The organism is Paenibacillus sp. J31R120, from assembly GCF_056269225.1.
Genome location: NZ_JBWDNN010000002.1, coordinates 505,386 through 525,726 on the forward strand (window position 1 = coordinate 505,386; position 20,341 = coordinate 525,726).

The 20,341-nt window shown below is 47.1% G+C and carries 13 protein-coding genes; 10 read left to right on the forward strand and 3 right to left on the reverse strand.

Annotation, left to right across the window (positions count from 1 at the left end; all coding sequences use genetic code 11):
- Positions 1–34: 34 nt before the first annotated feature.
- A complete protein-coding gene (locus AC0YNW_RS08850; RefSeq protein ID WP_475831629.1) occupies positions 35–415 on the reverse strand; it encodes a CopG family transcriptional regulator in 381 nt (126 codons plus the stop codon).
- Between the two features lie 52 nt (positions 416–467).
- Between AC0YNW_RS08850 and AC0YNW_RS08855 the strand changes: the two genes are divergently transcribed.
- Positions 468–1,133, forward strand: a complete 666-nt coding sequence (locus AC0YNW_RS08855; protein WP_475831630.1) for a hypothetical protein — start codon at positions 468–470, stop codon at positions 1,131–1,133.
- A gap of 486 nt (positions 1,134–1,619) precedes the next feature.
- On the opposite strand, the gene AC0YNW_RS08860 is transcribed toward AC0YNW_RS08855, so the two are convergent.
- Complete coding sequence (locus tag AC0YNW_RS08860; protein ID WP_475832193.1) at positions 1,620–5,579, reverse strand: fibronectin type III domain-containing protein; 3,960 nt, start codon at positions 5,577–5,579, stop codon at positions 1,620–1,622.
- A gap of 298 nt (positions 5,580–5,877) precedes the next feature.
- Between AC0YNW_RS08860 and AC0YNW_RS08865 the strand changes: the two genes are divergently transcribed.
- The 8 genes from AC0YNW_RS08865 to AC0YNW_RS08900 all read left to right on the forward strand — a co-directional run bounded on the left by AC0YNW_RS08865 (position 5,878) and on the right by AC0YNW_RS08900 (position 13,142).
- Positions 5,878–7,908, forward strand: a complete 2,031-nt coding sequence (locus AC0YNW_RS08865) for an ABC transporter substrate-binding protein (RefSeq protein WP_475831631.1) — start codon at positions 5,878–5,880, stop codon at positions 7,906–7,908.
- Between the two features lie 192 nt (positions 7,909–8,100).
- A complete protein-coding gene (locus tag AC0YNW_RS08870) occupies positions 8,101–8,781 on the forward strand; it encodes a hypothetical protein (protein WP_475831632.1) in 681 nt (226 codons plus the stop codon).
- Positions 8,782–8,900: 119 nt separating this feature from the next.
- Positions 8,901–9,221: a MazG nucleotide pyrophosphohydrolase domain-containing protein gene (locus tag AC0YNW_RS08875; RefSeq protein WP_475831633.1), complete on the forward strand. Its 321-nt coding sequence runs from the start codon at positions 8,901–8,903 to the stop codon at positions 9,219–9,221.
- An 18-nt stretch (positions 9,222–9,239) separates the two neighbouring features.
- Positions 9,240–9,821, forward strand: a complete 582-nt coding sequence (locus tag AC0YNW_RS08880; protein ID WP_475831634.1) for an LOG family protein — start codon at positions 9,240–9,242, stop codon at positions 9,819–9,821.
- Between the two features lie 228 nt (positions 9,822–10,049).
- Complete coding sequence (locus tag AC0YNW_RS08885; RefSeq protein ID WP_475831635.1) at positions 10,050–10,556, forward strand: MerR family transcriptional regulator; 507 nt, start codon at positions 10,050–10,052, stop codon at positions 10,554–10,556.
- On the forward strand, positions 10,553–11,002 hold the full coding sequence (locus tag AC0YNW_RS08890) for an SRPBCC family protein (RefSeq protein ID WP_475831636.1): 450 nt from the start codon (positions 10,553–10,555) through the stop codon (positions 11,000–11,002). Before AC0YNW_RS08885 ends, AC0YNW_RS08890 begins: the two co-directional genes overlap by 4 nt.
- Positions 10,999–11,439, forward strand: a complete 441-nt coding sequence (locus tag AC0YNW_RS08895) for an SRPBCC family protein (protein WP_475831637.1) — start codon at positions 10,999–11,001, stop codon at positions 11,437–11,439. Before AC0YNW_RS08890 ends, AC0YNW_RS08895 begins: the two co-directional genes overlap by 4 nt.
- 248 nt (positions 11,440–11,687) lie before the next feature.
- Positions 11,688–13,142, forward strand: a complete 1,455-nt coding sequence (locus AC0YNW_RS08900) for an alpha/beta hydrolase family protein (RefSeq protein ID WP_475831638.1) — start codon at positions 11,688–11,690, stop codon at positions 13,140–13,142.
- 52 nt (positions 13,143–13,194) lie between these two features.
- Here AC0YNW_RS08900 and AC0YNW_RS08905 read toward each other — a convergent pair whose 3' ends face one another.
- Complete coding sequence (locus tag AC0YNW_RS08905) at positions 13,195–13,848, reverse strand: hypothetical protein (RefSeq protein ID WP_475831639.1); 654 nt, start codon at positions 13,846–13,848, stop codon at positions 13,195–13,197.
- Between the two features lie 344 nt (positions 13,849–14,192).
- Here AC0YNW_RS08905 and AC0YNW_RS08910 point away from each other — a divergent pair, with 344 nt between their 5' ends.
- A complete protein-coding gene (locus tag AC0YNW_RS08910) occupies positions 14,193–20,267 on the forward strand; it encodes an S-layer homology domain-containing protein (protein WP_475831640.1) in 6,075 nt (2,024 codons plus the stop codon).
- Positions 20,268–20,341 lie beyond the last annotated feature (74 nt).

Consider the following 20,341-nt stretch of genomic DNA (forward strand, 5'->3'; position numbering starts at 1 on the left):
CTCTAACGAAGAGCAAAGTCTTTAACAGAGTATACTACTGCCGATTTATTTCCTGTTTGATCTCATTGTCAGCTTTAACAATGCCATACACTTTGGCTGCTTGAACGACTTTTCTAAACAAGTCTATGGTAACTGCAGGTTCGACGATAAGCATGCCAACAACCTTAAGATTAAGTTTTTGACCTTGCTTTAAAAGGGATTGAAGATGGTCATAGGTTAGAACCTGAACACCAATAGTTATGGCTTTTTGTTGAGTTAGTTGCTTAATTTCATGGGCATGTAAGTTGATTTGGTTACGTATTCCTGTTCTTATCAAATCTGTTCGATTGGTATAAAAGCCTTGCTCCACCAATAAATCAATCTGACCTAAATCAACAGCACCAAGGTTTATCGTAATTTTCTCTGTCTCCGACATGAAAGCACATCCTTTCAATTATCATCTATACACCATCCATATGGATGGTATCATGGAATTAATTGGATGTAAACAATTTTTATATGCTATAGAATGTAATGTTTTTAATTGGGGAGGAAGAAAAGTGAATAAAAATAGCGTGATAGCTGTTTGTCTCATCCTTTCGCTTGTCGTAAATGCATTTTTGCTGAAGATGTATTTTGACGCTAAGCATAACCAGGTTACGCTTGAAAAAGGAATTGTTATGAATGAATTTATTGAAAGGGAAAAGGGATTAAGAAATTTCAGAGCATTTGTCGGCGAATTAGCAGCAAAAGATGATGAACAAATCCCTATTAGTGCCGAACAATCTAGTCTTTATTGGTTATTGGCATTCCCTTCAAGATCGATCATTGCGAAAGGTACATATGAGATACAAGCAGACTATGACCATTACGATAATTATTTAGCATTCATTCAAGAATTTGATGAAGAGTACGAAGCAATTGGAAATCACTTTAAATCCAGGTTACCGTTAATGACTAAGGAACAATTAGCAGCCTTTGCTACTCATTTAAATGAAACTTATGATTTGTTTATGGATAAAGCATTACGAGATTGGAGAATTAGTAGATCCGGTAAAAAGGTAGATATTAAATTTGAGCCACATAAAGAAATACTTAATCAGGTGATACAAGAGCTAAGGTCGATTCGTGAAGAACTTGAAGCTCTTGAGTAATGATTCAGGTACTCGTTAATAGCTTGCAAACTTGGAGGGAAAAGTTGCTTTTTATAAAATATATTGTTATCGAATTGTAAGGATACAAAAATGATGTTAGTTGTGTGAGGGATCAGATGACGAATTTCTATTTGATCAAACACGTTGAGCCGAACTGGGAACTTAAAGAGACAAAAAAAGAAGAGCAACTCTTAGAGAATTTGTTCCGTTAACTGAAATGGGCATTGCACAGGCGGAGCAAGTCGTGAAAAATATAATTTCACCAGTGCTGATATGATCATTTCGTCTCCGTATACCCGATCTCTTCAAACGGCTGCCATAATCAATCGTTCGTATAGCCTTCTGGTAGAGAGCGAAGAGACAGCGCAATGATAAAGATGGGTGCGGGTTATGAAGGCCGCATGCCATAGGAAATAAAATGCCCCTATAGACTTAACGCTTTTTCAAGCGCACAGACTATGGGGGCTTTTTGTGCCAAGATAGCTTTTAATATCTGTAATTTACGGTATATACCGAGGAAAATTGGCTCTCTCCATCAGGATAGACCGCAATAAACTTGAAATAATAGGTTGTTCCGTTTACGACCGGTCTGAACGCCACACTGGTGCTGAACGAATATTGCGGAAGATATTCCGAGAATGGGCCATCGCTCGTTACCGACCAGAATACTCTTACCCTTGTCGCGTTAGCCGGCTTGGACCAATATAACATTACGTCGGATGGATAGTTATAATGCGAATTTCCTCTAGGTGCCTCAAGATACGACATAGCATTCGCTTCGGCGGAGGGAGCACTCTCTCCTGAAGAGTTAACCGCCCTGACGACAAGGTAATAGGAGACGCCTGTTGTAAGGCCTGTTACCGTGTAGCTTGTCCCTGTTACATTGGAAGCGATCAAGCTGTAATCGCTGCCGGGAACGGTCGACATATACAAATTATATCCTGTTGCATTGGCAGTTGCATTCCACTGCACGGTCGATTGCCGATACCCGTTCGTTACTCTTATGTTGACCGGCGAATTAGGAGGCGGCAGCTTAGGAATTGCCGATAAACGATTGGAAGCGGGACCTTCTCCTCCGGCATTAACTGCCCGAACGACAAAGTTATAGGACATACCATTGGATAACCCTGATATCGTTGCCGTTGTTCCTGTGATGTCGCGAGCTGCTTCAACATAGCTCGTGCCTGGAGCAAACGACCTATAAACGATATAGCTCGTTGCTTTAGGCACGGCAGTCCACGAGAGCGTGACTTGCATGTTCCCGGCAACAGCTCCGTTTAATACGGGAGCGGCCGGAGCGGCAACTTGCGGAGTTGCGGAGGCTTCTGCCGAAACCTCACTTTCACCGCCAGCATTGACTGCTCGAACGACAAAGTAATAGATGGTTCCGTTATCCAGTCCCGTTATTGTCACCGTTGTTCCCGATATGTCGCGAGCCGCTTCAACATAATTCATCCCTTGTGTAGTCGATGTGTACACGATATAGCTCGTTGCTTTAGGCACCGCAGTCCACGAGAGCGTGACTTGCAGATCTCCGGCAACAGCTCCGTTTAATACGGGAGCGACTGGAGCGGCGACTTGCGGCGTCGCAGAGGCCTCGTTCGAAACCTCGCTTTCACCGCCAGCATTGACTGCTCGAACGACAAAGTAATAGGTGGTTCCGTTATCCAGTCCCGTTATTGTCGCCGTTGTTCCCGTAATGTCGCGAGCCGCTTCAACATAGTTCGTTCCTGATGTAGTCGATGTGTACACTATATAGCTCGTGGCTTTAGGTACAGCAGTCCACAAGAGAGTAGCTTGTGTGTCTAAGCCAACAGCCCCGCTTAAAACGGGAGCGGCCGGAGCGGCAACTTGCGGAGTCGCAGAGGCCTCGTTCGAAACCTCGCCTTCACCGCCAGCATTGACTGCCCGAACGACAAAGTAATAGGTGGTTCCGTTATCCAGTCCCGTTATTGTCACCGTTGTTCCCGATATGTGGCGAGTCGCTTCAACATAGTTCGTGCCTTGTATAGTCGACGTGTAAACGATATAGCTCGTGGCTTTCGGCACGGCAGTCCACGAGAGCGTGACTTGCATGTCCCCGGCAACAGCCCCGTTTAATACGGGAGCAGCCGGAGCGGCGACTTGCGGAGTCGCGGAGGCTTCGTCCGAAACCTCGCTTTCACCGCTAGCATTGACTGCCCGCATGACAAAGTAATAGGTGGTTCCGTTATCCAGTCCCGTTATTGTCGCCGTTGTTCCCGATATGTCGCGAGCTGCTTCAACATAGCTCGTGCCTTGTATAGTCGACATGTACACCATATAGCTCGTGGCTTTTGGCACGGCAGTCCACGAGAGCGTGACTTGCATGTCCCCGGCAACAGCTTCGTTGAATACGGGAGCGGCCGGAGCGGCAACTTGCGGAGTCGCGGAGGCTTCGTCCGAAACCTCACTTTCACCGCCGGCATTGATTGCTCGAACGACAAAGTAATAGGTTGTGCCGTTGTCCAGTCCCGTTATTGTCGCCGTTGTTCCCGATATGTGGCGAGCTGCTTCAACATAGCTCGTGCCTTGTATAGTCGACGTGTACACCATATAGCTCGTGGCTTTCGGCACGCCAGTCCACGAGAGCGTGACTTGCATGTCCCCGGCAACAGCCCCGTTTAATAGGGGAGCCGTCGGAGTGGCAACTTGAGGAGTCGCGGAGACCTCGTCCGAAACCTCACTTTCACCACCAGCATTGATTGCTCGCATGACAAAGTAATAGGTTGTTCCGTTATCCAGTCCCGTTATCGTTGCCGTTGTTCCCGATATGTGGCGAGCCGCTTCAACATAGTTCGTGCCTTGTATAGTCGACGTGTAAACGATATAGCTCGTGGCTTTAGGCACGGCAGTCCACGAGAGCGTGACTTGCATGTCCCCGGCAACAGCCCCGTTTAATACGGGAGCGACAGGAGCGTCAACTTGCGGAGTCGCGGAGGCTTCTGCCGAAACCTCACTTTCACCGCCAGCATTGATTGCTCGAACGATAAAGTAATACAGCGTACCATTGGATAACCCCGTTATAGTAAAAGTAGTTGCTGTAACATTCGTGACCACTTCTTCGAACGCTGTCCCAGATACGGTTGATTGATACACCGTATAGTAAGATGCAACTGCCGAAGCCTCCCAAGTCAATGTGACAACGGTATCCCCGCTGGCTGCGATCAAACCAGTTGGAGGCTGAGGTGTCGGTGTCGACGTAGCCGAAGGAGAAGGCTCCGGTGTTGGCGTCGGTGACGACGTAGCCGAAGGAGAAGGCTCCGGTGTCGGCGTCGGTGTCGACGTAGCCGAAGGAGAAGGCTTCGGTGTCGGCGTCGGTGTTGGTGTTGACGTTGCCGAAGGAGAAGGCTTCGGTGTCGGCGTCGGTGTTGGTGACGACGTTGCCGAAGGAGAAGGCTCCCGCGTCGGTGTTGATGTGGACGTTGCCGAAGGAGAAGGCTCCGGCGTCGGTGTTGGTGACGACGTTGCCGATGGAGTAGGCGTCGGCGTCGGCGTCGGTGTTGTTGTCGACGTTGCCGAAGGAGAAGGCTTCGGTGTCGGCGTCGGTGTTGATGTCGACGTTGCTGAAGGAGAAGGCTCCGGCGTCGGTGTTGTTGTCGACGTTGCCGAAGGAGAAGGCTCCGGTGTCAACGTCGGTGTGGGTGTCGCCGAAGGCGCAACTGTCGGTTCGCTTGTCGGCGAAACAGATGGAACGGCTGTCGGTTCGGGGCTCGGACTTGCCAATAACTGCAAGAGCCGCCGGGCTTCTCTCGAATAAACTTCTTTATTTTTCATGAACTCATAAGCAAGTCTGGCTGTCGCTTGCCGCTGCGCTTTTTGCTTAGGTTGAATTGTCACAGTTCCATGTTCATCAATGATGCCTCGGATGAGTTCGATACGGTAAGCGAGTGAGATATAAGGCTTCGCCCAATCCGATACAAGCTCCGAATCGGCGTATGTTTCTTCCAATACAAGCTTGTGGGCAATTTCCTCCAATCCTAATGCACGAATGATTAGAGCCGCCATTTCCTCTCTTGTGATGGAGGACTGCGGATCAAAAATACCGGGAGCAGTCCCGCTAATCATTCCTGAATGAGTAAGCGTCCCCACATAGCCGCTGTACCAAGCCGAGGTGCCGACGTCCGTGAATACGGCAGCCTTGTCCGGCATCTCCGGCAAACCGAGCAGCTTGGCTATCACTGTAGCGAATTCGGCTCTTGTGATAAGGTTTGCTGGCTTGAAGCTGCCATCGCCATAACCGGTCATTATACCAGCTTCGACCAACGCAGCAATTTCATTCTGCGAGTAGGAGCCGGCAATATCGGTCAGCATCGCTTTTTCCGCGTAAGCCTTGCCACCCGTATGTCCGAACCCGTTAACGGCGAACATCGATGCAATAACAAGCCATATTATTCGTTGCCTCAAATTCATAAAATTAAGTTTCATCACGGTTGTCGTCCTCCTGCTGAATAGGCTCTCAAAAACCATTCATAAATATAGCAGGAATATGCTATTAATACTATTAACGAAAGTTAACTCTTCTCTCAATTTCGTTAAATATTTTACACGTCATTAGGGTAGGCCGTTAATCTAAAAGTCAGACGCGGCTGCAGAGGCTGTGACAGGTTATGGGTAAGTGGGCCTGTTACGTCCTGTTTGGTGCTCTCATTTTAAAATGATATTGATAATCAAACTCATTTAGACTACCATACAGGTAGACAGGGTATTCAAGGAGCGAGAATAGATGCAAGGTTACATGGGAAGTTCCAGTTTCTTTACTAATGAGATGATAGATATAGCTATGAGGTTATGGTCGCGGTCTTCCATATCGCTAATTGATGTCCGTTACCAGTTCATACATCCGGACAAGCCGATGCAACACTATAAGCTTCCGACCAGTACGCTGGTTTTCACTTTTGGAGGAACGGCTAGCGCGAAGCTGGATCAGTGGTTCTACCAGTTCGGCAGATTTGGTGTTCTTCATGCGGGGAAGGGAACTGATTTGTCGATTCACCCTACTGACACCAGTTTGGAGATGTATATGGTCTTGTATAAGGCAGAAGCCGCTCCATTCTACAAAAGAGAGATTCATCGCCTGCTGGAACACATCAATCCGTTTACTCAAATCTATGGGTTCTCTCCCCAAAATCCTATCATCTTCATGGAGAAGTGCCGGAGTATGTATGAGCATTGGAGCAGCGGGTCTGCACATAGTCAATTGTTTTCCAAGATCGCACTCTATCGGCTTGTTTATGAAGTCTACAAGGAAGTGGGGCAAGGGAGCATTCATTATTTTGAACCGGATTATGTGGAACTGGTTAAACAGTATTTAATGGAGCATCATGCCGAGCAAGTATCGATTCAGTCAGAGATGCTTCCCATCAGTAGAAGCCTGCTGAGCAAGACGTTCAGACAGCGCGAGCGCAAAAGCTTGCAGGCATATTTAAACGATATCAGACTGAATGCAGCCAAGCGATATTTGCTTAACCCTGCTGCAACGATGCAAGAGGTGGCAATGGGATGCGGTTTTACAGATGAATTGAATTTGAATCGGATGTTCAAAAAATATGTTCATATGACGCCGAGTGACTATAGAAGAAAAATGATAGCTAACATTACCAAAAGTGATATTGATAACGATTCTCATCTTCCATACAATGAGGGTGGACTAGAGAAACTAGCCAAATTCATAGGAGACGGGGAGCTTACCATGTTTAGACAGATGAGAAATAAGGATATTTTTATAGTGGCTGCGTTAAGCCTTATGTTAATTTTATCCGCATGTACATCGGCCACACCGACGAATACCAATTCTCCGGTTGTTCCGCAGACGCAATCCCAAGCAACGTCGAGCACAGGAGTAAAGGAGTCGGAGATGGCGGCACAGACACGAATTGTCACAACTGAGCATGGGGAAGTTGAAGTTCCAGCGGACCCGCAGCGGATCGTATATCTGGTAGGCAACAATTTTGGGGACATCCTGCCCTTTGGCAAGACGATTGTGGGGGTAGATAAGTATGGCGATCCAGCGGACCGACCTGAAGCATGGAGACAACAGTGGGGGCAGCAGGTTTCGGATGTAAAGATTGTTCCTAGCGGTGATTTGGAAGGTATTCTCGCTTTAGAGCCGGATCTCATTATTGGTTCAGCAACCTGGACATCTTCTTCGTTAGAGCAATTAACAAAAATCGCCCCTACCCTTTTTTACAATGAAATGTCTGCCTTGGACGAGAGAATGACGTTTTTCGGCGAAGTATTCGGAATGCCGAATGAAGCCCAATCATGGATCGCGCAATATGAGGATAAGGTAGAAGCAGCCAAGCAGCGACTCATGGACGCAGGTCTTTATGATAAAAAGATTGTGTTCCTGCAAGGAGTGGAAGAAGGGACGCCAGGGTTCCAAGGAGACAGAACCAGAGGAATTGTGTATGAGGATCTGGGGATGCATGCTCCTGACATCGTTGAAAAGGAATTTTTCAACAGAGGAAACTCCAATTCAGAGGGCTATTATTCGCCCATTTCCTTGGAAGTGCTTGGTGAATACCTCGGCGATGCGGAGATTATCGTTTACTTAAACTTTGGTCCTGCTGTCGAAGAGATTGAAAAAACACTATCGTCTATCGGAATATGGAATACTATCCCGGCTGTACAGGAGGGCAATGTGAGCTTCTATTCCATTAACGATACATTGGTAGATTTTGATTACGCCAGCCGAACCGTTTCGCTCAATACGTTTGTCGATGCATTGTTGAAGCTGCCGATTGCTCAGAAGTAGGTAAGGTGCCATAGTGCAATTAATCTAATTCCGACAAGAGAATAATAAAGCGGAGAGGTTGTGACAGATCATGAGCAAGTGACCTGTTACAACCTCTTGGGCGTTATTTAAGCAGGTACTACAATAAGTTAGAACTATGAGGATCCCAGATCCTTCCTTATGATGAAGTTAAAATTGATGAGGAGAATACATATGGGATATCCGAATACGGTTTGGAAAGTGGTCTATCTGATCTCTGCGGTTGCAGTTGGTGTTGGATGTTTTTGGGCTTTTATGTTCACTGTTTTTGATACGGAAGACGACTTTCTTGCAGCATTCGGGTTAGTCGCATTCCCAATTGTAGCGATTTTATTGCTTTTATTTGTCGGCTGGTTTATTTACCAGTCCACTAGCTATATAGGTCCAACCATAGGAATTATCATTGTTGCGGCAATTCTCACTATGCCGGTTATTGAAGTAGGGTCTGCTATGATAAGTGGTATTCAAAAAAATCGTGTGAAGCCTTATGTGGAAAGCTATATGGCTGAGTTGAAAACAACCTTCTCAGAGAATATCACTAAATTGGATTTTGATGATAAAGAGAGTATTTCTGATACGATTAGGTACTGGAATGGGGATATTTGGGTTAAACTCAGCAAGAGAGAAGGGACACAATTATCGAGGGAGGATTTAAAAGAAGTAATTGATATTATTCCTCCAGCAAAGTATGCCGTGAGAGTATTTATTTATTATGGTAGTGAAAAATATGCTCTAAACGGACAGTTTAAAATCGATTTTTCGATTCGGACAAATTCAAAAGATCCGCCGTATTGTTATTCTGATGATATTGAGAATAAGCCATGTAATATAGTTAAGGAGCTATTAGTCAATTAAGGCATACTAAATTTTCCAGTTCACAGAGTTATTTCATGCGCGTAGCTAGCGCCTATCCATTATGGTATGATTTTTTGAGAATTCTAGATGGAAAAGATGCTTGGCAAGCGGAGGGAAACATGAATATAAATGAATTTCAACAGTGGGTGAAGGAGTACTATCAGCATAGGAACTGGTCCGACTTGGATATCTTTGTGCGGATTGGGTTTCTTGCGGAGGAAACCGGCGAAGTAGCGCGTGCGATTCGTGCGCTGGAGATCGGACGAGATCGCCCCGATGAGGTTGAAGGCTCGTATCAGGAAAATAAATTGGATCTAACCGAAGAGCTTGGAGATGTGCTAGGTAATCTCATTGTCATCGCCAATAAGTATGATATAACGCTCGAGGATATTTTAAAAGCTCATAAGCAAAAGCTTGAAGCACGCTATTCTACAGAATAATAATGGGAGTGTGTGGTCATGAATTCTATCGCAGTATTTTGCGGTTCCAGCGAGGGAGCCTCTTCTATATATAAAGAAAGTGCAGTAAAGCTAGGCCGCGTGCTTGCTGAACAACAGATCACCCTTATTTATGGCGGGGCCAATGTGGGTTTGATGGGGGCTGTTGCCGATGCTGTGTTGGAACAAGGAGGCCGAGTGATCGGGGTTCTACCTTATTTCCTGCAAGATCGCGAAATTGCGCATAAAGGGCTGACAGAGCTCATTAAGGTGGATTCCATGCATGAGCGCAAAGCCAAGATGGCCGAATTGGCTGACGGATTTATTGCTCTTCCTGGAGGCCCGGGGACGATGGAAGAGTTTTTCGAAATTTTTACCTGGGGCCAGCTGGGGTTACATCGTAAGCCATGTGGTTTACTGAATATTAATCACTATTTTGATCCGATTGTATCCATGTTTGATGTGATGCAGCGTGAGCAATTCATGCAGCCCAAGTACCGTTCAATGGTCATCACAGATCATACTCCTGAAGGGATCTTGAGTCAGTTCTCGAAGTATACTGCCCCCTCAGTCAAGACCTATCTTAATGAAAAGCGTACTTGATGCCATTTGGTTGGGGTATTAGGAACTGCGAGAATAGATAAATACATAAGAGATTTGAAAAAGGAGCATGCAGCAGCAGCTCCTTTCGCTTTTTCACCGAAATGGTTCCCTGAGATGCCCATGCCTCTGTCTCCTCTGGTTACAAGATTTCACTTGCACCTTACGTAACGTAATGTTTTACAATAAAGCTACCGGTACATAGCTAGCACCAAAGAGTGGAGGTGGTTCATGAAGATACATTGGAAGGTCGGGGATCTCGCCAAGCTGACTGGGCTTACCGTACGAACCTTGCGGTTTTATGATCAAATCGGGCTGTTCGCTCCATCGGGACAAACGGAATCCGGACATAGGCTGTACAATGAATTAGACTTGTCACGATTGCACCAGATATTATCGCTTAAGGAACTGGGATTATCTCTCGAGGAGATAAAATCGGCCTTAAATGGCGGGCAGATCAGTCCGCTTGAGATCGTGGGACTGCAGATAGATCAAATCAAAGAACAGATTAAACAGCAGCAGAAACGATTGGAGCAGCTAAGATATGTGTCCAAGCTTATGCAGAACAAAGCAGAATTAACGGTTGAAGATTTCACGAGCCTTCTGCAGGTGATGAAGATGGGATTCCAGAAACCGGTCATTGAGCGGCAAAAAAGCTGGGAGCGGCATTTGGACCTGTTGGGAGACTTTCTTACTGAAGAGAACGAAATTCCGAAACATAAGGAGGACAATCCATGAACGAACGATTCGTCAAGCATGGGACCTTTGTTGTAGAACGGGTTTATGCGGCTTCACCGGAGCGGGTTTATCACGCATGGGCCGATCCCATTGCCAAAGCCAAGTGGTTTTCAAAGCCAGAGATCTTCGATTTTCAGGTTGGCGGGCGTGAGTACAGCAGCGGCGGGCCGCCGGAAGGGCCGATCTTTACCTTCGACGCCAGCTACCAGGAGCTTGTTCCAGACCAGCGTATAGTCTATACGTACACACTGGATTCGGGTGGTGTACGCATCTCCGTCTCGATTACAACGGTCGAGCTTATCAAGGTGGAGGATGGTACGAAGCTGATTTTCACAGAACAAGGCGCATTCTTTGACGGACATGATACGCCAGAAATACGAGAACACGGAACAAACATCATGTTGGACACACTGCGCAAGGTAGTAGAAGATGAGGCGGGAGCATGACGATAGGAGAAAATGAACTCATTGCAACGCGCGAGTACGATGTCCCGCAGGAGCTTGTGTTTCGGGCATGGACAACTCCCGAATTATTAGCCCAATGGTGGGGTCCGCAAGGCTTTACGAATACATTTCATGAGTGCGATATGAGGCCGGGAGGGACATGGCGGTACACCATGCACGGACCGGATGGCGTGGATTATCCTAACCAAAACGTCTTTGTTGAAATCGTACCGCCGGAGCGGGTCGTGCTTGATCATTTATCCGGGCATGAATTTCGGGTAACGGCTGCCTTCGAAGGCTTCGCTGGCGGCACAAGGGTCACCTTCCGTCAGCTTTTCAAGAAAAAAGAGGAGTTTGAACAAGCTAAGCCGTACTGTGTAGAGGGGAATGAACAGAACCTTGACCGGCTTGGCAAGGTACTGGCGGAATTGGCAGACTAGCTTTGCAAAGTGATATCTGCATTTTCCCGAAGAGGCTGCTGCTTATGCTATGAGTTTATAATTGTCGCCGTTCATAATCCCTGTCGGGAATCGAACGGCGATTTTTGTTTTAGTAATGGAAAGATAGAATTTTCACTGACTCCTGCGCCACGTCTTGAACAAATGTCACACGACTTGAATCTCCTCTTACAGGAGGTTGTAATGTTGAAATCAATATCATGCAACAGTAAATGAGGAGGTTCAAGGTGATGAGATTTTTTGAAATGTTATCTGTTGGGTTTAATATCTTGATGCTTGGCTGGTTGATATTTGGCAAGCAAAAGTCGCAGAGGGGATTGCTTATGGGGTTCGGCATTTCCGCTGTATGTGTGCTGATGCAGTGGTTAATGGAGGGCATGCGCTGGCAGATGATCCCGGCATATGTCATGACAGTAGTACCGCTCGTGATCATTGCTTTCAGGTATATCTTCAGACGGAGGGAAACTCCCCGTAAAGCATCACCATTAAAGCTTGCGCTAATCGCTGCATTAGCGGTGTTCTATTCCTTCGCTGCTTTGACTCTGCCGCTCGTGCTTCCGGTCATCCAGTTCGACAAGCCGTCAGGTCCATACCAGATCGGAACTGTCACTTATCATTGGAAGGACGAGAAGCGGGAAGAAGCTTATGCACCAGGATCTGGAAACAAACGTGAATTAATGATACAGATTTGGTATCCGGCCGATTCCAAAGCGAAAGGTGAGCGCGCCCCCTATGTATCGGACGGGGATCTATTCGCAGAAGGGTATGGCAGGGCTTTGCATATGCCGAAGCAATTGTTTACAAGCATTGGTTTGGTTGAGACGCATGCGATTGAAAACGCGGAGATGTCCGATCAAGAGCCGACTTACCCGGTCCTTATTTTCTCCCATTCCTTGAACGGAGTGAAAACCCAAAATACTTTTCAAATTGAACATTTAGTCAGTCATGGCTATATTGTCGTAGGTATTGATCATACGTACAACAGCACAATCTCCATTTTCCCTGACGGTCGTATTGTTCATTTCGTACCGCAGGAAAGCAATACGATCGACTATCTGGATCGATCGAATGAAAGATGGGTGGAGGATGCCAGGTTCGTGCTGGATCAAGTGGAGGGGCTGGCCGGCAATGATCCGAATCAGCGCTTCACAGGCAGGATGGATTTGAACAACATCGGCATGTTCGGTCATTCTTTTGGCGGAGCGACCACGACCCAAATGCTGATGACGGATTCCAGAATTAAAGCAGGCATTAATATGGATGGGGGACTATATGGCAAGCTTCGGATTCCAGAAGAAGGGTTGAAAAAGCCATTTCTAATGATGAGCGCCGATGATACATTAGCCGGAACTCAAAATATGAGCGATGCGACCATCGCATCCCAAGGCACGACCAGGACAGAACTGGACAAGTTCTTTGCAGACACGCTGGAGAGGTATAAGCATGTAGCAGTCGGCGGCAACTATTGGATGAAAATGAACCATATGAAGCATATGGGCTTCTCTGATATGTACATGCTTTCTCCTCTGTTTGAACGGATGGAGGGAGTCAATGTGAGCAAGGTTCATCGGCTTATTAACGATTATTCGCTGGATTTCTTCAACCACTATTTAAAGCAGCAGCCGACTAAGCTATTGGAATCGACTATCGGCAGCCATTCGGACTTCTCGTTGGAGAGAGGTTAGTTAGAGAACGTACAGAGCAGATCGTGGACATCATGTCCTCGTCTGTTCTTTTTTACATCTGCTGAAGCTTCCACCGTATGGCCTGATGCAATAAGACGTTTCCTTTTGAAAATTGCAAAAAGGTTGGACTGATTATCGAGCACAGCGTGTCGAATCTTTCCATTCGTTCTGTTAAAGGCGTTTGTGAATGCTCGGCAAAATAACGAAAAAAATCTTCCTTATTAGCAGACTGCTCCACATTCGTGTACAGCATGGCCGTATCATTAACAATTGCTTGAACATACGGGCTGCTTGGCGGTAGTTTTTGCTTTAATGCTTTATTCAAGCGGTTGTGAATGTGTTCCAGCTTCTTGACCCACAGCCCGGCCTTAAATGGAGGCTGCAGAACCATATTAAAGAACATAAATTGATTGTTCCTCATATCCTCGATGAACTGGGGATCGTTGATGAGCTTCTGCAATTCATTCCAAGCGTCCGCTTGTTTGGCGGATGCCTTCACTTGATTGATAATATATTTATCAAAAAAATGGAGCAAAGAGTCTCGCCATTCCTCAGGAATGCCATCCAACACGCGAGTGGCCTCCATTTTTTCGGTGATGAACTGTTTGCGCTTCTCACTGTTAATGGTTCGTTCATTGACCAATTTATGAATATAACGCAAGGAATCGCCCTGGTGCTGCTTCGCTTCCCGCAAAATTGCAATCATATATAATCTCCTGTAACAGGAGATTCAATTCGAAGCCATTTGATTGTAATGGCTTTCCAGTATGGCATCAACACAGAGTTCTGATATATCCTTTTTTGCAAACTACAACTTTAGTTGGACTACAATCTGAAATGATTCGACTATCATTTCTTTACGAGTTGACGATGTATCTGATACGTTCTTACTAGTTGCCTCCCCCAAATGGGGAATAGTCTCTTAGAAGTTTATAGTATATTATGACTAGTGGTAGACAAGGCGATAGCCTGGTTTTGTATCGCAAACAAAGCTTTTAACAATCTATCTTATACATTTTATTTAATTTTATAAATGAGAGGAATTTTGATATGAAAAAAAGTAAGATTTTATCCGCTTTGGCGGTTGTTACGCTTTTGCTGCCGCTAATTGGATCGTTTGTTTATGTTCCTCCGGTTAGCGCTGCAGCTTTCCAGGGAAAGGTCATGAGGAGCTACCAGACACAAAGCAATAACTTATACACAGGGACCGTCACGGAATACACATTTAGTCTTAATGGCGTGGTGCAGCAAAGCTCGTTGCCGCCGACCGAAGCTGATTGGATTACGCCTTCCAATTTTTACGATAACGGCTGGGCTAATAATAGCTCGAATGAAGTTTTCACCTATAGCAATTTTGGTGAAATTAATCAGACGAATGACCCGATGAGTATACCATCAACAGCGACTTGGGCAACCATATCAGCTTTTTATGTAGCAAGTAGCGGTAGTCCAAGCATACCGGCACCACCGATTCGTGATACGAAATTTCATTATTCGGTTAACGGGGTTGATGTACTAGAAGAAACAAATGCCCTAACCATTCCGACTAACGCACTGTGGGTGGCGCTTGTTAATTTTCAGGATGGCTGGACTCAATCGATCAATCATGCTTTTACTAACTATGCGATTAATCGAACGGCTCCAGCTGTACAGTCATTCACGATCTCATCCAACAGCGGGAACCCTGCTTACGCCAAGAAAGGAAATACGGTAACCGTTGCTCTTCAAACGGATATTCCAATTGCTCCCCCCGTAATCAAGATTGCGGATATGGAACTGACAGCGACAGGTGCTGGGACCGCTTGGAGCGCCAGTCTTGAACTGACTGATGCTATTAATGAAGGAGCACTATCAGTATCTGCTTCTGTATTCACGACTAATGGTGCGCCAGGGCCTGTCCTCGACAGTACAACCAATGGTTCATCAGTCACCTACGACAATACAGGCCCAAGCTTGTCGTATACGCTGACGCCTAGTGATGCTACTAATCAGAATGTAGGCGTACAGGTACAAGCGAGTGATGCGATAAGTGGCTTAAGACTGCTTAAATTTGCAGCCGGCACTTACACGGAGAGCTACTTTGCGACTAATGGTATTCCTTTTATAAGCAACTTTACGGTCATTACGAATGGAAATTATACAGTCTACGCTGAGGATCATATTGGCAATGTGACGCTGCTTCCAATAACGGTATCCAACATTGATCGTGTAACGCCGAACGTATCACTGACACCAAGCACAACAGCGTTGACACATACAAATGTTGTCGTACAGGTGACCGCTACTGATAATGTCGCAATTGGCAATCAGTTATGGGCAGAAGGTCTGCAAGACAAAGCGTACTTCCAAGGGGGAGGAGGCATATCGTTCACCAACCAATTCGATGCGGTGAAAAATGGCGTTTATACCGTTTATGTGGAGGACACAGCGGGCAATTATGTGCTTGATTCGATTACGGTAACCAATATTCTCAAACAAGCGCCTGTACTGACCTTAACCCCAACTCCAATCACGCCTACCAAAGAAACGGTGTTTGTAGATGTGGTTGCTCAGACGGAAAGAGAAGCTGAGGGCAACATCTTGGTTGCTCTTCGATGGGCAGAGGGTGAACAGAATACTAGCTTCTTCACCTCTGGCGGAGGAGAGGACATTCTGGATGAATTGGAGTTCGAAGGAGTCAACAATGGCAAGTACTCGGTGTATGCGCGTGATAAAGCCGGTAATGAAACGGTAGCTACGATTAATATCTCCAATATTGATCGTACAGCGCCTAGGCTGACGCTCACGCCAAATACTACAGCTCTAACCAACGGTCATGTCATCATTACGGTGACGGCAGAAGACGATGAAAGTGGAATTAGCAAGGTGCGCTGGTCGTCGGTTGCCCCAGCACCTGATCTTCCATGGTCGTCCAGCGAGGTTGTGAATGGCGTCATCCAGGTAACCGCGAATGGCACGTATATAGTGATGGCAGTAGATAAAGCCGGCAATGAAACGTTGCAGCAAATTACCGTCACCAATATTCGGACAGAAAAGCCAACGCTGGCGTTAACTCCAAGTACAACCCAGCCAACCGGTGATAAAGTGTCTGTAACGGTAGAGGCAACAGCTTCGGGGAACGGCAATGCAATCGATAAAGTGCTTTGGACGGAAGGAGTTCAGCCCGTCAGTTATTTCCCTGGAGGTCAAAGCGAGGACATTACTGGTGCGCTTAGCTTTGAGGTGACTACGAATGGGCCATATACCGTCTATGCCCGCGATCTGGCAGGCAATGAAACGATAGAAACGATTGACATTTCTAACATTGATCGAGTAGCGCCCAGCGTTTCCCTTACAGCTAGCACAACAGAGCTTACGAATGCAAATGTTGTCGTGCAGGTTGCAGCCGCCGACAATGTGGCGATAGGCAAGAAGCTGTGGGCGGAAGGCTTGCAAGACGCGGCTTATTTCCAAGCGGGTAGCGGAACGGCTTTGACTAATCAATTTGCGGTTGCCCAAAACGGCGTGTACACCGTCTATGTAGAGGATACAGCCGGCAATCATGCGATTGCTGCGATTACAGTATCGAATCTGTTCAAGCAGGCGCCAGAGCTGACCTTAACTCCTTCTTCTGTTACGCCTACAACTGACACAGTGTTCGTAGGTGTTGATGTTAAGACAGAAGGAAAAGCTCAGGGCAATACATTGGTTGCTCTCCGCTGGGCAGAGGGGGAGCGGACTAAAGCCTTCTTCACCTCTGGTGGAGGAGAAGATATCCTTGACGAATTGGAGTTTGAAGGTGCCGAGAACGGCAACTATTCGGCATATGCGCGAGATAAAGCGGGCAACGAGACGGTAGCCACGATAGATATATCCAACATTGATCGAGTAGCGCCGAGGCTGACATTAACGTCCAATCCTATAACTCTAACCAATGGTCATGTCGTCATCACGGTAACCGCAGAGGATGATGAAAGTGGAATTAGCGAGGTGCGCTGGTCAGCGACGGCTCCAGTGCCAGACCTTCCATGGTCGTCCAACGAGGTCATGAATGGCTCTTTCCAGGTAGCCTCGAATGGGATGTATACGGTGAAAGCAGTAGACAAGGCCGGCAATGAAACGATAAAACAAATTAACGTGACGAATATTCAGACAGATAAGCCAACTCTGCTGCTAAGTCCAAGTACGACTCAGCCAACGGGAGATAGGGTGTTTGTGACGGTCAAGGCAACGGCTGCAGGAAACGGCAATGGAATAGAAGAAGTGCTTTGGGCGGAAGGCGAGCAGGCTATCAGCTATTTTCACGGAGGTCAGAGCGATGATATTACGGATGCGCTTGGCTTTGATACAACCACGAACGGAGCATATACGGTCTATGCTCGTGATCGTGCAGGTAATGAAGCTGTAGAAACGATTAAGATTGCCAACCTTGATTATGCAGCGCCAACTGTTTCCCTTACAGCAAGCACAACAACGCTGACCAATACGAATGTTGTGGTGCAGGTTGCGGCTGCTGATAATGTCGCAATCGGCAAGCAGCTATGGGCAGAAGGTCTGCAAGACAAGGCTTACTTCCAAGGGGGAGGAGGCACTCCGTTGACGAATCAATTTGTAGCTGCTAAAAATGGCGTCTATACCGTTTATGTAGAGGATACAGCGGGCAATCATGCGATTGCCACGATTACGGTATCGAATGTGTTCAAGCAAGCGCCGAAGCTGACATTAACGCCTTCTCCTGTCACGCCTACGAATGGAACAGTAACCGTAGGAGTAGATGCAAAGACGGCAGGAGAGGCTGACGGCAACATCCTGTCGGCTCTTCGCTGGGCTGAAGACGAACAAGATCCGGCGTACTTTGCATCTGGCGGAGGAAGCGACATTCTGGATACATTGAAGTTCGAAGGAATCGAGAATGGTAAGTATTCCGTATATGCACGAGATAAAGCAGGCAATGAAACAGTAGCTGCGATTCAAATATCCAATATTGATCGAACAGCGCCTAGATTGACACTAACGCCTAATACTACGAATCTAACCAACAAGCATGTCGTCATTACTGTATCGGCAGAGGATGCCGAGAGTGGGCTTAGCGAGGTGCGTTGGTCGGCCACGGCTCCAGTGCCTGACCTTCCATGGCAGTCCAGCGAGGTTGCGAATGGCTCATTCCAGGTAACTTTGAATGGAACGTATACCGTGATCGCGGTAGATAAAGCGGGCAATGAAACGTTGCAGCAAATTACGGTGGGTAATATTCATACTGCTATTCCAATGCTGGTGTTAAGTCCCGATACGACTCAGCCAACTGGAGACAAGGTGTCTGTAACGGTGAAGGCAACAGCCTTAGGAGACGGCAATGCCATCGAAGAAATCCTGTGGACGGAAGGCGAACAGGCCATTAGCTATTTCCATGAAGGACAAAGCAAGGACATTACAGATACGCTCGAATTCGATGCAGCAACCAACGGAACCTATACTGTCTATGCCCGCGATCTGGCAGGCAATGAAGCTGTAGCAACGGTCAAGATTAACAATATTCGGAGTACAGATGCCAGCTTAGCTGCACTTGTTGTTCAAAACGCCAATCAGGTGCTTTCGTTATCACCCTCTTTCTCACCAGAACAGCTGCATTATACGCTGCAGGTGAGAAGCAATGTGAGCGCCATTCAGTTGAAGGCTGGTGCAGAAGTGGCTTCGGCATCTGTGTCTGTGAATGGAAATCCACTTGCTGCAGGAGATTCAATCTCCGTATCGCTTAGCCCTGGCGTGAATACCATTCGTATAGTGGTAACTGCTCCGCTTGCTTCTGTACAGCAGATCTATACGATCGAAGCCACACGCGAGAGGCCAGCTTCCTCTGGAAACGAATCGAGCACTGCGTTCTCTGCCAAGCTGAACGGCCAAGAATGGACAGGGCTTGATGAGACGATTAGAAGCAGCCAGAACGGCCAATTAGTCTATGACTTGATGCTTGACGATGCGGCATCCATGGTTGATTTCATCACATCCGATGGAGAAAACGAGCTGCGCATTGAGCTTAATGGTCAAGCTGCTCAGCAAGTTGATGCGGTTACGTTCAAAATGTCCGCAAAAGCGTTGTCGCAGCTAAAGGGGCATTCGATCGGAATTATGCTGGGCATTGGCGATGCTGTCTATGAGATTCCGGCAGACGTTCAAGTCATTGAGGATGGCGAGTTGGTCGTGAATTTAGAGGCACTGCGCCAATCTAGCGAGACAGAGCAACTGCTGCGCAACGTAGCAGATTTGCCAGAGGGCAAGAGGTGGCAGCCGAAGCCAGTAGGCGTACCTATTGCTTTCTCATCCAATGCAAAAGATAACATGGGTTCAATTGTGCTTCCATTACCAGTAGGTCTTGACGAGATCGAGCTGCGTAAGCTTGCCGTCTACTTCGAAGGCAATCAAAATTCGATCATGCCGGCAACCATACGCTATAATTCCAAGGGTCAAGCGATCGGTATTGCGTTGGAAGCTACTACCTCTGGCCGTGCCATTGTGTTGCAGGTTGAGCCTGTAAGGGTCGCCTATGAGAGTTATATTAACGGTTATTCAGACGGCAGCTTCGCACCTGACCGGGCGGTTACTCGGGCAGAACTGGCTACACTTCTTATGAAGCTTTCAAGTCAGGCGGGCAATGCTTCCACAGCAAGCAACACGAATACGAAGTTTGCTGATGTATCTTCATCACATTGGGCGGCAGAAGCCATTGCATTGGCTGCTGCTAATGGCTGGATGAGCGGCTACCCGGATGGTTCGTTTGATCCGAACAAACCACTGACCCGAGCGGAGCTTGCTAGCATACTCGCGAGATGGCGCGAGCTGCAGGGATCTGGATCAAGCAGCTTCGCCGATGCGAACTCGCATTGGGCAGCTTCTGACATAGCCTCCGCCGAACGTGAAGGCTGGATCACTGGATATGCGGATGGAAGCTTCCGTCCAGGCCGAAGTGTGACAAGAGCGGAAGCGGTCACTATACTGAACAGAGTGCTCCATCGTCCACTTCATATCGGAAGCCATGTATGGTCAGATGTGCCTGCTTCCCATTGGGCAGCAGGGGCGATTGGCTCCGCTTCTCAATCACTGGAAGCCCATTATTATCTGAGCGGTGAGGTTGAAGTCACTACTGAATAAGATTTGTAGAATAGCCATTCATGATACGACCCAGTACCTAACCGGTGCTGGGTTTCTTGTTCCGTACTACTTTA

Bases quoted from the DNA above. Each gene is read 5' to 3' on its own strand.
- AC0YNW_RS08850 (WP_475831629.1), bottom strand. From the start codon at position 415: ATGTCGGAGACAGAGAAAATTACGATAAACCTTGGTGCTGTTGATTTA.
- AC0YNW_RS08855 (WP_475831630.1), top strand. From the start codon at position 468: ATGGAATTAATTGGATGTAAACAATTTTTATATGCTATAGAATGTAAT.
- AC0YNW_RS08860 (WP_475832193.1), bottom strand. From the start codon at position 5,579: ATGAAACTTAATTTTATGAATTTGAGGCAACGAATAATATGGCTTGTT.
- AC0YNW_RS08865 (WP_475831631.1), top strand. From the start codon at position 5,878: ATGCAAGGTTACATGGGAAGTTCCAGTTTCTTTACTAATGAGATGATA.
- AC0YNW_RS08870 (WP_475831632.1), top strand. From the start codon at position 8,101: ATGGGATATCCGAATACGGTTTGGAAAGTGGTCTATCTGATCTCTGCG.
- AC0YNW_RS08875 (WP_475831633.1), top strand. From the start codon at position 8,901: ATGAATATAAATGAATTTCAACAGTGGGTGAAGGAGTACTATCAGCAT.
- AC0YNW_RS08880 (WP_475831634.1), top strand. From the start codon at position 9,240: ATGAATTCTATCGCAGTATTTTGCGGTTCCAGCGAGGGAGCCTCTTCT.
- AC0YNW_RS08885 (WP_475831635.1), top strand. From the start codon at position 10,050: ATGAAGATACATTGGAAGGTCGGGGATCTCGCCAAGCTGACTGGGCTT.
- AC0YNW_RS08890 (WP_475831636.1), top strand. From the start codon at position 10,553: ATGAACGAACGATTCGTCAAGCATGGGACCTTTGTTGTAGAACGGGTT.
- AC0YNW_RS08895 (WP_475831637.1), top strand. From the start codon at position 10,999: ATGACGATAGGAGAAAATGAACTCATTGCAACGCGCGAGTACGATGTC.
- AC0YNW_RS08900 (WP_475831638.1), top strand. From the start codon at position 11,688: ATGAGATTTTTTGAAATGTTATCTGTTGGGTTTAATATCTTGATGCTT.
- AC0YNW_RS08905 (WP_475831639.1), bottom strand. From the start codon at position 13,848: ATGATTGCAATTTTGCGGGAAGCGAAGCAGCACCAGGGCGATTCCTTG.
- AC0YNW_RS08910 (WP_475831640.1), top strand. From the start codon at position 14,193: ATGAAAAAAAGTAAGATTTTATCCGCTTTGGCGGTTGTTACGCTTTTG.